The sequence below is a fragment of the Calothrix sp. NIES-3974 genome (assembly GCF_002368395.1).
Taxonomy (GTDB): domain Bacteria; phylum Cyanobacteriota; class Cyanobacteriia; order Cyanobacteriales; family Nostocaceae; genus NIES-3974.
Map to the genome: position 1 here is coordinate 4,192,817 of NZ_AP018254.1, position 13,989 is coordinate 4,206,805.

Genomic DNA, 13,989 nt, shown 5'->3' on the forward strand with positions numbered 1-13,989 from the left:
CCGAAAACATGCTTAACAGTCACCAGTTAACTATTCCCTATTCCCTTTTAACTAACCTCACAGATTCCTCATATTTTTAGGGTTTGATTAAAGTGCTAGCCGTGATACAAATCTAAAATCCCATGAGTTTATTTAATTATCTTTGGGAGAAACTTTCCCAGGAACCTCCTCTGGGTTGGTCTCAGTTAAGTCATAAAAAGATACGTTTGTTAGTGGCAATTTCTGGGATTGCCTTTGCAGATATCTTGATTTTTATGATGCTGGGGTTCAAGTCAATGTTGTTTGATGGTTCGACTCTGGTACATGAACATTTGGATGCGGATCTGGTTTTAGTCAGTAAGCGGACAAAAACCCTGTTTGAAGCTAAGGGTTTTCCCACTGCTCACCTCTACCAAGCTGGGGATGTGGAGGGGGTGGATACAGCTAGTCCTTTGTACTACTCCTTTGGTGCTTGGGTCAATCCTTGGAAAAAAGAAATTGCTCCGGTTGCTGTCATTGCTTTTAATCCGGTGCGTCCAGTGTTTAATTTACCGGAATTGAATCAGCAGTTAGACAAAATCAAATTACCAAATGTCGTCCTATTTGACCGTAAATCCCAACCCACCGCAGGTCAAGTTGTCGCAGCTTTTGAGGGTGGGGAAACCGTCACCACGGAGTTTTCTGGTCGTCGTGTCCGGGTAGGTGGACTTTTCACCCTAGGAAGTACCATGTTTATCCGTGGCCATATTGTGACTAGTGACCAAAATTACATACGCCTATTTGGACGTAACAGTATCGATCAAGTACATATCGGTGTATTGAAGCTAAAACCGGGAGCCAATCCAGAAGTGGTGGCGAAAAATTTACAAGCGAGATTACCCAGTGATATCAGGGTTTTCAATCGCCAGCAATTTAAAGCATCGGAAATTGCCTTTTGGTCAAATGAACACCCCGCAGGGACAATTTTTAACTTCGGGGCGATTATGGGCTTTGTGGTGGGGATTGTGATTGTATATCAAATTTTATACACAGATGTGAGTGACCATTTAGCGGAGTATGCCACCTTAAAAGCAATGGGATTTACAGACCAAAGTTTGTTAGGGGTCGTTTTTCAACAGGGGATTATTCTGGCTATCATCGGCTTTTTACCCGGATATATTACCTCCATTGGCATGTACGGTTTACTGGGCCAACTCACGCGCATTCCTTTGACCATGAAGGCAACAGTTGCCACTCAAGTAGTAATTGCTACCATCCTCATGTGTATAATTTCCGCCGCGATCGCCATGCGGAAGTTGCAATCTGCTGACCCTGCGGATGTATTTTGATATTCTTTGCCTACTTCCTACTCCCAAAATCATGGAATCTGTCGTCACTGTGCGTCATCTTGATCATGCTTTCGGAAAAGGTGACCTGCGTAAATTAGTTTTAGATGATGTCAATTTAGATATTTACCGGGGTGAAATTGTGATTATGCAAGGACCGTCGGGGAGTGGAAAAACCACTTTGCTGACCTTGATTGGTGCTTTGCGCTCAATTCAAACCGGTAGTGTGCGCGTATTTGATCAGGAGTTATTTGGTGCGAGTAAATCCCAACTGGTGAAAATTCGCTCCTCCATAGGCTTTATTTTCCAGTCCCATAATTTACTGCCATCCCTAACTGCACGGCAAAATGTGGGAATGTCCCTGCGACTTCATCAAAATTTATCACTTAGCGATCGCATTTACAAATCCCAAGCGATTTTAACATCTGTCGGTTTAGGAGAACGTATGGATTACTATCCAGATAAACTTTCGGGAGGACAAAAACAACGCATTGCGATCGCCCGTGCTTTAGTGGGGGAACCGTTACTAGTGCTTGCAGATGAACCGACCGCAGCTTTGGATAGTAAATCGGGTCGGGATGTGGTGAATATTATGCAAAGATTAGCGAAACAACAGGGAAGCGCGATTTTGCTTGTCACCCATGACAGTCGTATTTTGGATGTGGCTGACCGAATTTTGCGCATGGAGGATGGTAAAGTGACTGAAGACACCTTACTCTCCAAAAATTAATCCTACCCCCACTAAATAGGGCTTACTGAAAAATAGTTAGACTTTACATATCGTCAGTTGTTGAGGCTATTTTGGCTGAAAAAAAGTGCAAATACATGGGTATATCAAACTTCAAAATCTGGCATTTGTAATTTTTTTAGGTCTTTTGAAAAGTGGAATTATTAGTTTAAAAGTACAGACGCGATATATCGCTCCCTCTACAGACGACCCGACGGGTCGTCTGTACCTACTCCCTACTCCCCATTCCCTACCAAAGACTTATTCAGCAGACCCTAAATATTCGCTTGCTGACGTTGATATAAGGACCAATACAAGCCCTTTTGCCGTAATAGTTCCTCATGGGTTCCTCGTTCCGCAATTACACCTTTTTCCATCACCAGAATTAAATCTGCCCGTTTTAATGGTGCAAAGCGGTGGGCAATTAAAAATACAGTCCTTCCACTGGATACCGATTTGAGGTTTTGTAGTACCTGTTGTTCAGTTTCACTGTCGAGGGCGCTGGTGGCTTCATCCAGGATTAAAATTGGAGCTTGGGAGAGGAATAATCTGGCTAGGGCTATTCGTTGTCGTTGTCCTCCCGATAGGGCTGTACCGCGTTCACCAACGTTGGTTTCATAGCCGTTTACCAGGTCACTGATGAAGTCATGGGCTGCTGCTAAACGAGCTGCTTCGACGACCTGTTCGGCACTAATATCGGGGTGTCCTAGGGAGATATTTTCGAGAATGGTGGAATTAAAGAGAAAATCTTCTTGGAGGACTACGGCGATTTGTTGGCGGAGGGAGGCGATATCTGCACTTTTGATATCGAAGCCGTCGATGAGGATGCGTCCGGATTCGATGGTGTAGAGGCGCTGGAGGAGCTTAGAAAGGGTGCTTTTACCGGAACCACTGCGACCGACGATTCCCACAAATTGCCCTGGTTGGACATCGAAGGAGATACCTTTGAGGACGGGTTCGGTGTTGGGACGGTAGCGGAAAAATACCTGTTCAAAGGTGACTTGTCCTTTGAGGGGTGGTAAAACTAAGCCTGTTCCGGGTTCGGCTTCGGGAGCAACGTTGAGGATATCACCGATTCGATCTACTGATAGTAGCACCTGTTGTAAATTTTGCCATAGCTGGACTAATCGCAATAATGGACCTGTCACCCGTCCAGACAGCATTTGAAAGGCAACTAATTGTCCAACGGTGAGTTTTTGCTCAATGACTAGTTTAGCTCCAAACCAGAGGATGAGTAAGTTGGAAAAGTTAGTTAAAAAGTCACCAATATTACTGCTAATATTGGATGTGGTGGAGGCTTTAAAGCCGGTGCGAATAAAGCGGGCAAATAAACCTTCCCATCGGTCTCTGGCAACGGGTTCGGCGGCATGGGCTTTAACGGAGTGGATACCGGTAATGGTTTCCACGAGGAAGGATTGGCTGTCGGCGCTGCGGTTAAAGGTTTCGTTGAGCCAGTTGCGGAGAATTGGTGTGGCAATTAGGGTCAGGGTGGCAAATAGGGGTAGTACCGCCAGACCAACAAAGGTGAGGGGAATACTGTAATAGAACATTAACCCCAGGTAAACTACGGCGAAAATGCTATCTAAAATTACAGTTAAGGCTGTCCCGGTGAGGAATTGACGGATTTGTTCCAGCTCCTGTACCCTAGCAACCGTATCGCCGACACGACGTGATTCAAAGTAGGCTAGGGGCAGACGCATTAAGTGGCGAAATAGTTGGGCAGATAGGCTTAAATCTAAGCGTCTGGCTGTATGGGTAAAGATAAATAAACGCAGAATACCGAGAAGCGCCTCAAAAATTGCCACTGATAACAGAGCGATCGCCATGACATCCAGGGTGGCTAAACTCTCTTGCACCATGACTTTATCGATGATTACCTGGGTAATCAGGGGTGTGGTTAAGCCTAGTAGTTGCAGCGTAAAGGAGGCTAATAATACTTCTGCTAATAGTCCGCGATATTTCCAGACCGCTGGAGCAAACCAACCCAGGTGAAATTTTTCCTGTTTGGAAGTAACTTCGACTTGCCACAGTTCCCCGTTCCATTTGCTGAGGATGGTTTGTTGGGGTAGGGTTTCGACTCCTTGTTGGGGGTTGTAGGGATTGGCAATCACTAAACTATTACCTTTGAGGGCATAGGCTACCACCCAGTTCCCTGGTCGATTGGGTGCATCTTGCAATTGGAGTAGGGCTGGAAAGGATAATTGACGAAGGTCAGTCCACTCCACTTTGAGTTTACGCAGGATAAACCCTAATTTTTCTGCCCCTTCCACTAGATGTTTGGGACTTTGACCCCGCAATTGACGCTGTACCCATTCCAAATTTACCGGGTTTTGTAAGTACTGGGCAACCATTGCTAAACAGGCTGCCCCCGCATTCATACTGGTGATGAAGGGGTAGAGGGAATAATTGGGAATAGGTATAGCGGAGGGAGAGGGAGGGGGATTAGTAGTATCTGATACCTGACTGGCGGTATCCCGAATTCCCGTTAAACTGCGATTAGCTAAATTCTGTGGTGGGTCAGAATTGACCACACTTCCATTCCCCTTATCTAACCCATTGGTCGTGGTGGAAGTTTTTTCCCAGGGATTAATGGTAGCTGGGAGTTGGCTCACGTTCGTATTCGCCACCCCAATTTCTGCCTCCATATGGGACCAGAACTCCTGCAATTGGGGATTTGTCACCTTTTCCCACAATTGAGCATTCCACTGGACTGCGATCGCATGTTTACTAGCAGCAACAGCTTTACAGTTAACCGATAGTGAAAGTATATCTCCAAACCAATCACCGGGTTGTAGGGTGGCTAAAGGTTTACTTGTATCCTCATCCCGGACACGTACCTTTCCCGCAACCAGTAAAAACAAAAACCCACGATTTTCCTGGTTCCAGATTTTTTCCCCTAAACCATAGCGACAAACTTCGGCTTGGGTACGAAACTGCTGCTTTTGGTCATTGGTCAACCAGCGAAAAGGGGGTTCCTCCCACGGCAAAGATGCTAGCACCTGGGTTCGGAGTTCTTCACCATCAACCGCGTTTAATTCACTTGCAGCTTGACTGTAAGCTTTTGGATCTTCTCTGCTAGCCATTTCTCAAACAACTCGTTTTGTAATGCTTGCTTTAATTGGTTATCTTCAAGGGAGGCATTGAGGAATTGTTCAACACGGAACAATCCAAATCGTCCATCTAGTTCTAAAGGGGGTATTAAATCACCGGGTTTAGCCACATCAACCTTGGCACGTAACACATCCGGTAGAGTTCCCCGACTTACTGGTCCCATCATCCCGTTGACCACTTTATCATCCGCAATCGAATATTCCCGGGCAATTTGCTCAAAACTATTTCCCTCTTCTATTTGGGCTTGCAATTCTTCCGCTAACTCCCGGTCTGCAACAATTATTCGTGATAATACTACCCGATCCAGGAAAATTTTCCGTTCGATAAAATACTCTTGGAGTTTTGGCTCGGAAATTGCCGCTTTGAGTTTTTCCAGTTTAAAACCAAAAGCCACCGATGCATGAAAAGTATCGTAGGCTAAACCATTGTTTTTCAGCCATTCTTGGAATTTAGCTGGTTCTGTCAATTGGTTTTTTAAACGGAAATCCACAATCGCTTGCTCTGTCAAAGCCGGACTAATATCTAAATCCTCCCGATTCTTAATTTCCTGTTCAATCACATATTGTCGCAGGATATCGCCGATAAATTGACCTAGTTTGCCGGAAGCTTGTAGGTATTTGACAGCTTGTCCTACGGAAATGGCCTGTTCGTCAACGGTTAAAAAAGATAAAGATTCCATGAACTAGATACGTAAAAATACGCCCACAAATTATACTAATTTTTCTGCCGACAAAGAGTGTTTTAATACCAATTCGTAATTCGTAATAGCCTACGGCAAGCCGCTACGCGTCTACGTAATTCCGGCTATGGGGAAGCTCGCTACGTAATAGCTGTTGGTTTTGGTTGGGTTTACGTTTTAACGAAAGTTATATGTAGCAATAAGATAATTTTATTAATTCCATTTGTTGCCTAATTTTCTAGAGGTACAATTGTATGTGCTAAGGATTGAGTCATTGCTATACTAAGCCCTGATGACTGGAAACGACAACTTGGGATTGTCAGGGATTTCAAGTAACAATGCTTACTTGAATCAGGAAGGGAATGGGGAACAGGGAGTAGTCTAGATGTATGGCTGACACCGGAATGTATGGAAGTGGTTTTTCCCGCTCCCTAATTTCTACCTTCCAGCTAGTCCCCCATGTCGCTTGGACACAAGAAAACGAGAAAATAGCTCATTTCCACGGACTACTCCCTACTCCCTCCACCTTTAAGCCAGCATTCCAATATAAGCAAGTATAATTGCGGTAATTGACCCAATTAAGGTATTAATCACATTAACCAACTCATTGGTCAGCCATGTATATTTTGTCTGCCATGTAGCGCCGATGAGACTTTCAATGTTAGTGGCAATAAAAGCTGCGATCGCACACCAAACGATTCCCCAGATATCAATTAATCCTACACCCCAAGCCACAATTGCGATCGCGATCGCTCCCCCAATTCCTGCTAGTGTTCCTTCTAAACTTACTGCTCCTTCGGTTCCACGAGGTACGGGTTGCAAGGTTGTAATCAAATAAGTTCGCTTTCCGTAGGCTTTTCCCACTTCGGAGGCTGTGGTATCTGCCAATTTGGTGGCAAAACTTGCTGCATAACCCAGTAATAATAACGAGACTGGTATCACAGACTCCACCCATCCCGCTTTTACTAAACCTACACCCACAGCACACACTGCACCGGCAAAAGCGGAACCCCAAACGTTTTCTGGTCCCCTAGTTCCGGAACGCTTCTCCGCAATTCCCTCGGCTTCTTTTTGTGCCATACCTAACTTTGTCACTGAGGAACCAACCAGAAAATAAAACATCACTACTACGTATCCTGGCCAACCCAAGGTTCCCCAAATTAACACCCCCAGCACCCAAGCATGAACTAAACCAGCCGTTGTCAATAGTTTTTTGGGTGCAACCCCAGCGACTACCAACAATAGTGTATTCAATCCCACCGCCATGATCCAGGGGTTTAATTCTTTCAATTGTTCTAATAATTCTGGCATCTAACCAACTCCACCACACCTGGCCTTATCACCCTCAAGATAGCGAATTTTGTCTCCACAAGCTTCACTCTCGTGTTTGATTTTTGCCAAGAAGGGGAAGAAACTGAAATTTGGTCGCTACTCTTTTTTGACTCCCATATTCGTAATCTATCGCAATCCGATTTCAGTTGTGAAAAATATCGGTTTTGGCTGTACCCTAGGGTAAGACTTCTCGTAGAGCCTATGCCTATGGCAGTCAACAGTTAACAGTCAACAACCCTATATGTAAGATTTTACAAATCCTTAACGGATTGCTATGGTAATCCATCGCATTAGTTCTGATACCATTTCACTAAAATTTTGAATTTATGTGGTAGAGCTACTCCCTACTCCCCATTCCCTTTCCATGCACGACATATTCGAGTTGGTCAAATATTTCCTTCTTTAAAGCTTACGTGAATGGACTGTAATTATTTAGTTAATTTTGTAACTTTACGTTTTTTTTGTTCGCAAAGGAACTAATTATCGATTTTGATATAAGAAGTATTGCCCGTATCAAGGTCTAATATATGTCATCTAATGTTCCGGGGAACATACTTAGTTCAGCAATCGAGGTTAACCCATCTCAAAGGGTAAGTGTTTTTACGGAAAGCATCAATCCGTTGGAGCCAGTAGATAACTACAGATTCAGCTTAAATGCCCGTAGTAGTTTAAATCTAAAACTAAGTGGATTAAGGGCTGATGCGGATGTTGAGTTAATTCGCGATGGGAATGGGAATGGTATAGTTGATACCGGGGAGGTGATAGCAGCTTCTCGCGCTCCTGATCGTCGCAATGAATTTATTAATCGGGAATTAGGGGTAGGTACTTACTACATCCGTGTATTTTCCTACGACAATATTCAAACTAATTATCAATTGAATGTGGAAATTTCCCCCGTGGAAATTTCCAGTGGTATCCCCCAAGCTGCAAGTGTAGGAGGGAGGAGAGCGCGTAGAAGGGATGATTGGTTAGAACCAGTCACAGATACAAATACTACAGATACAATTACCACAGACAGTAGCACTCCCCCAGCAAGTATTCCTGTTGCGGAAAGTTCTATATCTTATACGCGGGTGGGAACTTTAGGTGCAGATACTTTTACCTATGAATTAACAACTGGTCAAGCGATTTTTTCCGGTAACGGTAATGTAGATTTTGGTAATGGTAGTCGGGATACCCTCAATTTCCGAACTGCGGGAATTAGTTCCAATCAAGTCAACTTTAATTGGGCGATCGCGACTGGAGGTGGTGTAGCCTATAATCCGGGTAATGGAAACCGGATGTTTGATGCAATTACCCTGAATAATGGTGGCAAAGTTCTGTTTGAAGGGATTGAACGGATTGAGTTTACCGATACTACGATTGATTTAACTACCTATAATGTTGGTGTCACGAACACGGGTGTGGGTATCAAGGGTACTGTTGTTCCCAACGATGAAAAATTTAACCAGCAGTGGAACCTTCACATGACGGGTGTCCACAATGCTTGGCGATTCACATCGGGGACAAGTAACATTCTCGTTGGTATCCAAGATTCTGGATTGGGATTTGCCGCAGATGGTTCCATTCACCCAGATTTGCGTCCCACGAGTTGGGATGGCAATAATATTGCTGATGAATCGACGGATTTTTCCCACGGAACACGGGTTCAAAGTACCATCAGTGCTGCTGCTAATAATAATATCGGTATTGCCGGGATAAATTGGGGTTCTCCCCTATGGCATATTGATGTTTTGGGTGGAAATGGTAATGACTACGATTTAGCTCGTGGAACCCAAACAATTATCGACAATGCCATCGGTCAAGGGAAAAAGGTCGTGATTAACCTGAGTTTGTCAGGTGGTGATTCCGATGCGTTCCGTCAACTTGTGGCCAATAACCAAAGTAATGTGTTATTCGTCATGGCCGCAGGAAACGGTAATACTAGCAGTATTGTGAATCCCGCAGCTTGGGCCCAATCCTATGGTAATGTAATTTCTGTTGGTTCTGTTTGGGGTCGAACCGATTGGTATGGAAACGCCAAAACCCCAGGCGATCGCATTAACTATACCAATTGGTGGGGTTCTAATTACACTACCGATGAGAATGTTAATGCTGGTAATAGACCCCTCACGGTAATGGCTCCCAGTGAATTTATCGCTGCAACCTCCAATCGTAATGGTAGCGGTCAATTCGTCCATAGCTACCACGATAAGTTTAATGGAACTTCTGCCTCAACGGCAATGGTGACTGGTATTGCATCTTTAGTCTGGAGCGCAAATAGTAATTTTACTGCCACCCAAATTAAAGATATCATTTCCCAAACTGCCTATGATTTGGGTAATCCTGGATACGACCGCTTCTATGGTCATGGTTTGATTAACGCAGATGCTGCTGTCCGTCGAGCTGTTGCTTTAGCTCAAAACTATGCCTAAACCTAACTTGTTGATTGATATGGCAGTATCAATCACATCCTATCCCCAAAATCAAGGCGGTTGGGAGACAATTAACAACGCTTCAGCACCGGTGATTATCGCCTTTTCATTCGACTACTAGTAAATCGGAAATATGTTCCTGTTCATGCTGATTTCAGGGGAGCATCTCATTTGTTTTACTTTACTGTTGATACATTGAGGGGAGCAGGGGATGCAGGTAAAGAAAATGTATCAAATAATTTTGCGTACCTAACTTATTAAGCGAAAAGTAAACATAAGTAAACTTTTATTGCTATTAATTGCAGAAAATCACAATCTTCACAACTTCCTCACATTCCCCCAATATGGTGAAATCATCACAAACCAGTGGAGCAAAGCTGGTGGAAATGTTAGGGGGGATCTATGAATTACTGTCCTTGCTGTTCTGATGTATTACTGCAACATGTTCGCAGAGGCGAAACGTACTGGTTTTGTCGCAATTGTTGGCAAGAAATGCCTGTTTTAGGAGTAAGTCGAAGGAGAATATCTCCGTCTGCAAATAGCTGTAAATTACCAAGATTAGTGAAAGTTAAAGCACAGAAAAAATTAGAGGAAATATATGCCTGTGCTTAATCTAATAGTGAATTCAGTGAAATTAATATTAACTACTACTAATCTCTGCATTCATTTCCACTTTTTCTACACTCATTTTTTGTTGATAATACTGTCGATAATAAATAGAAGTTGCGGGAATATCTTCCTTAGATTTGTTAGCAACAATCCCTAACATTGGTGTACCCGCTATCTGTAATTCTTCCAGGGCTTGTTGAAATAGGGTACGCTTAAGTTTACCTAATTCCGTGACTAGTATCATCCCATTTGTATGGGCTGCCAATAAATTTGCATCTGCCACACCTAATAAATTAGGCGTATCGTAGATAACTAAATCAAAATTAATTTGTAATTCATCCATTAAATCCTGCATTTTTTGTGATGCAAGCAAACGAATGGGGTCGGGAGGAATTTGTCCGGCAGAAATAATATACAGATTTTCTTCTTGCGGTGATTTTTCGATAGCATTTTGCCAATCTAGGTCATGGGAAATTACATCCGTTAAACCTTGAATATTCATCGAACCAACTAGTTTATGTAATGTCGGAAAACGTAAATCCGCATCTACTAACAATACTCGTTGTCCCATTGCTGCTGCTGCTTGAGCTAATTGAATGGCAATGGTGGATTTACCTTCTCCTGGGGTTGCGGAACTAATAACTAAAGAACGGATGGTACTATCGGAACCAAGTAAAAGAATATTTGTGTATAGGGAGCGAAATACTTCAAAAAACTGCGGCAATTTGAAAGATTGGTCTTTGATATTTGAATTTTGTAATTCCTTTTGTAGTGGAATCACCCCTAATAAAGGTAAAGTTGTCACCTCTTTAATATCTTTAGTCGTATAGAAAAGATTACTAAGTTTATCGATTAATAAAGCCGCTCCTGTTCCTAATAGTAAACCCAGCATTCCTCCCAAGGCAAGATTTGTTTTTGCATTCGGTGATAGACCCTCTACTTCAAAAGCTTCTGGTTCCACTGCTTGGGGGTTAAGTAATTTCCAAGGTTGTTGTTTTTGGGAAAGTTCAATTTGCAGTGCTTGACGTTTAGCTAAAAATTGATTCAAATTATCATTGGCAATTTTTAGCTCTTGCTGAATTCGGTCATAGTCTCGACTTAGGGTTGCTAATCTTTTTAAATAACTATTGAGGGCATTAATTTTCTGTTGAATAGATTGATCTCGTGCTTCCAGTTCAGCAATTCGACTTTGAAAATCTCGTAAAACTCGCTGTTCTTCTGCTTGCAACATGGGTAGTAAGTTAGCTTTTTTCTGATTTAAGGTCTGAATCGTCGGGACTATATTTGTGAACACTGCCGATGATTTTTTTTGTTCTATTTCGATTTCTTGAATTGCATCCAGAATCTTTTGATAACGAGTATTTGCAGAAAGTACAGAATTACCCGCTCGTTCTGTAGGTTGTTGAGCTAATTCCTGCTGCAAGTTTTGATATTGAGCAAGCATTTGCTCTAGTTGCACCTTATTTTCTAATTGTTGCTGTGTCCAAGAGGCAATATGACTAGAAACTTCAGCAACCTTTTTTTCCGGTTCGACTAAATTATTGATACGGCGAAAAATTGCCAATTTATTTTGCCATAATTCAACTTGAGATTTGAGTCCATTTTCTTCATCAATACGAGCTTGAACAAATTGAATTGCTTGTTCAATATCTGCACGACGTTCTTTCAAGCTGTAATCCAGATACGCTTGGGCTAAAGCTTGAATAACTTGTTGTGTTTGCTGTTGATTTTCAGACCTATACTCAACTTCTAGGATATTTTTTTCTGTTGTCACAATGGTTAAGTTCTCTAGTAGGGATTCATAATTTAAATCGGGATATTGGGAGTTGAGTTTTTGGATAACTGAAGAAAGAACACCTGGACTTTGCAAAACTTTGATAGTCGTTTTAATATCGTTTTCTGATGAGGGAGGAAGTGTAACTTGTTGATTACTACCTATACTACCTAGGGATTGGGGAACATTTGCTGTCACCTGACTTTCTGCGGAAAATGGTTTAGTGAGAATTTCAAATTTACCTTGGTATACTAACGGGTCTTGTTCTGCTTTAATGACCGCACCCGCAGCAACTATTCCGGTAATTCCCATAATTAATAAACTACGACGACGTAAAGTTGCAGAAACCTGTCCTAGGTTTAATCCACCTTCTTCATTTTCAGGGAATGGATGTGTATGGGATGGGGAAGAAATTTCTGAATTCATCATGGGGATAAAAATTTGAGTTGGTTGAATTAACAAGTAAAAAGAGTATGTGCTGCGAGCATTACTCTGGATTTATAAAGACTGAGTTGTCACCCTTAATTAACGGTTTGATTTTTATACTTTTTCATCCCTGATTAGAAAGTAGGGAATAGGGAGTAGGAAGTAGGAATGAGTTATTTTCTTGTTTGGTTGGGTATAAACCTTCCCCACGCGAATACTACACCTACACAAGAGACTATAATCTTGATACGTTTATGATAAATAGGGATGGCGATGGATTTGATTTTCATGCCATTTCAAACCAATGAAAGTTGTCATCGACAGCATATAGCCTGGCTCTTCCATTTGAGTTAAAATTAAACCGAAAATCATCATTGTCAAAATTGTAAATCGAGAAAAATCATCGTTACAAATATATTGCCAAATCAGAATTATGATGCCTAAATAAGCAGCTAAACCCAGTAAACCAAAATCACCCCAAATTCCAGCCCAACCCCACAAGGGAGAAAAAAAAGTGGAATCCAACCAATGACCAATATAGGTTTGCCAAACTGCTAAACTTGCTGGGTGAACTGTTGCACCTAATGGTTGTAATAAGGATGCATAATCTTGAAGCATCCATCCTCCTAATCGACCGATTGTATGACCTGGACCAAGACCAAATAACCAATTCCAGGATGATTGATAGTATGTAGGAATAATTCGGAATGGGGCAGTTTTTAGTTGGGTAGCAACTCCATTCAAGCCATATATTTCTGGTCTAATCCAAGCTTTAAATGCTGAAAATATTGGCAAATTATCAATACACCACCAGAGACTCCAAATAACTATTATTGCGGCAATTAGATACTGTAAAGCTGTCTTTAAGTCTTTTGATTTAATTAGTATTAACATTAACCAAGCAGCTAACCATACGACTATAACTTGCTTGGCATCGGCAAATAAAAGCTGCATACAAGCTGCAACAAAAATACTAATCTTAATCAATAAAGATTGATTATTGTAGCTACTAAAATTAAATAAAGCTAAGGACATGGAAACAGAAGCACTGACAACGTGACCTGAACCGGATAGATAAAATACACCTTGAACATTATCTTCTGGTTGCATGAATGTGACGGGAAGGAGTCCAGTGGTAATCAAAAAATGTTGACACAGGGCTAAAACAATATTAATAATACCAAAATAAATAATCCAATTTCGGAAATTTTCTAGACTTGTGGTAGATATGGGTAGGCAGATGATTGCTAGCAAGAGAATAAAGGGTTCCGTGAGCAAGAGAAATGACAAAATGATATTGATAATGCCTGCTTGATTGAGTAAAGCGCTGATAGTTATAAGTATCAAAAATAAGAATAGACAGGTCAGAAGAGATTTACAGAAAAAAATTTGTTTTTTCAACTTAATTTTAGTAGTCAAAATTGCTATCACACAACATAGGGGAACTAGAGCGAAGTGGATAAAGTTAATTGTTGCTGGTAAGCCGATAGTGTTGATGATGCGAGGGAAGAATGCGGTAGCAAAAGCGATGATAATTAGTTGGGAATTTTTGAGTAATGGTTGTTTGTTGAGGGAAAGATTTAATAGTGTGTTCATTTTGATGAGCGTCTTAA

General features: G+C 41.9%; 9 protein-coding genes. 4 read left to right on the top strand and 5 right to left on the bottom strand.

All coding sequences use genetic code 11. The features are described from left to right. Positions 1-122: 122 nt before the first annotated feature. Together devC and CDC37_RS16885 are read left to right on the top strand one after the other, a co-directional pair. Positions 123-1,307 (top strand): ABC transporter permease DevC, encoded by a 1,185-nt coding sequence (devC, locus tag CDC37_RS16880; RefSeq protein ID WP_096623390.1) that lies wholly within the window; start codon positions 123-125, stop codon positions 1,305-1,307. Positions 1,308-1,338: 31 nt separating this feature from the next. Continuing rightward, complete coding sequence (locus CDC37_RS16885) at positions 1,339-2,034, top strand: DevA family ABC transporter ATP-binding protein (protein WP_096623392.1); 696 nt, start codon at positions 1,339-1,341, stop codon at positions 2,032-2,034. Between the two features lie 272 nt (positions 2,035-2,306). Here CDC37_RS16885 and CDC37_RS16890 read toward each other — a convergent pair whose 3' ends face one another. From CDC37_RS16890 to CDC37_RS16900, 3 genes are all read right to left on the bottom strand, one after another. Next, positions 2,307-5,114: a peptidase domain-containing ABC transporter gene (locus CDC37_RS16890; RefSeq protein WP_096623394.1), complete on the bottom strand. Its 2,808-nt coding sequence runs from the start codon at positions 5,112-5,114 to the stop codon at positions 2,307-2,309. Beyond that, positions 5,063-5,821 carry a foldase protein PrsA gene (locus CDC37_RS16895; RefSeq protein ID WP_096623396.1) on the bottom strand — a complete coding sequence of 253 codons (759 nt, stop codon included), beginning with the start codon at positions 5,819-5,821 and terminating at the stop codon, positions 5,063-5,065. The genes CDC37_RS16890 and CDC37_RS16895 overlap by 52 nt, the downstream gene beginning before the upstream one ends. 528 nt (positions 5,822-6,349) lie before the next feature. Further along, positions 6,350-7,132: a TIGR00297 family protein gene (locus CDC37_RS16900; RefSeq protein ID WP_096623398.1), complete on the bottom strand. Its 783-nt coding sequence runs from the start codon at positions 7,130-7,132 to the stop codon at positions 6,350-6,352. A 548-nt stretch (positions 7,133-7,680) separates the two neighbouring features. Between CDC37_RS16900 and CDC37_RS16905 the strand changes: the two genes are divergently transcribed. Together CDC37_RS16905 and CDC37_RS25580 are read left to right on the top strand one after the other, a co-directional pair. Further along, complete coding sequence (locus CDC37_RS16905; protein WP_096623400.1) at positions 7,681-9,567, top strand: S8 family serine peptidase; 1,887 nt, start codon at positions 7,681-7,683, stop codon at positions 9,565-9,567. Next, positions 9,560-9,688: a hypothetical protein gene (locus tag CDC37_RS25580; RefSeq protein ID WP_255408818.1), complete on the top strand. Its 129-nt coding sequence runs from the start codon at positions 9,560-9,562 to the stop codon at positions 9,686-9,688. The genes CDC37_RS16905 and CDC37_RS25580 overlap by 8 nt, the downstream gene beginning before the upstream one ends. Positions 9,689-10,207: 519 nt before the next feature. On the opposite strand, the gene CDC37_RS16915 is transcribed toward CDC37_RS25580, so the two are convergent. After that, positions 10,208-12,379, bottom strand: coding sequence for a GumC family protein (locus tag CDC37_RS16915; RefSeq protein ID WP_096626331.1), 2,172 nt, complete (start codon positions 12,377-12,379; stop codon positions 10,208-10,210). 249 nt (positions 12,380-12,628) lie between these two features. Beyond that, the gene (locus tag CDC37_RS16920) at positions 12,629-13,972 is read right to left on the bottom strand and encodes a hypothetical protein (protein WP_096623404.1); all 1,344 of its coding nucleotides are present in this window, start codon (positions 13,970-13,972) and stop codon (positions 12,629-12,631) included. Between the last annotated feature and the right edge of the window lie 17 nt (positions 13,973-13,989).

What these genes read in the sequence shown, in the direction of transcription:
- devC (WP_096623390.1), top strand. Translation starts at nt 123, where the DNA reads ATGAGTTTATTTAATTATCTTTGGGAGAAACTTTCCCAGGAACCTCCT.
- CDC37_RS16885 (WP_096623392.1), top strand. Translation starts at nt 1,339, where the DNA reads ATGGAATCTGTCGTCACTGTGCGTCATCTTGATCATGCTTTCGGAAAA.
- CDC37_RS16890 (WP_096623394.1), bottom strand. Translation starts at nt 5,114, where the DNA reads ATGGCTAGCAGAGAAGATCCAAAAGCTTACAGTCAAGCTGCAAGTGAA.
- CDC37_RS16895 (WP_096623396.1), bottom strand. Translation starts at nt 5,821, where the DNA reads ATGGAATCTTTATCTTTTTTAACCGTTGACGAACAGGCCATTTCCGTA.
- CDC37_RS16900 (WP_096623398.1), bottom strand. Translation starts at nt 7,132, where the DNA reads ATGCCAGAATTATTAGAACAATTGAAAGAATTAAACCCCTGGATCATG.
- CDC37_RS16905 (WP_096623400.1), top strand. Translation starts at nt 7,681, where the DNA reads ATGTCATCTAATGTTCCGGGGAACATACTTAGTTCAGCAATCGAGGTT.
- CDC37_RS25580 (WP_255408818.1), top strand. Translation starts at nt 9,560, where the DNA reads ATGCCTAAACCTAACTTGTTGATTGATATGGCAGTATCAATCACATCC.
- CDC37_RS16915 (WP_096626331.1), bottom strand. Translation starts at nt 12,379, where the DNA reads ATGATGAATTCAGAAATTTCTTCCCCATCCCATACACATCCATTCCCT.
- CDC37_RS16920 (WP_096623404.1), bottom strand. Translation starts at nt 13,972, where the DNA reads ATGAACACACTATTAAATCTTTCCCTCAACAAACAACCATTACTCAAA.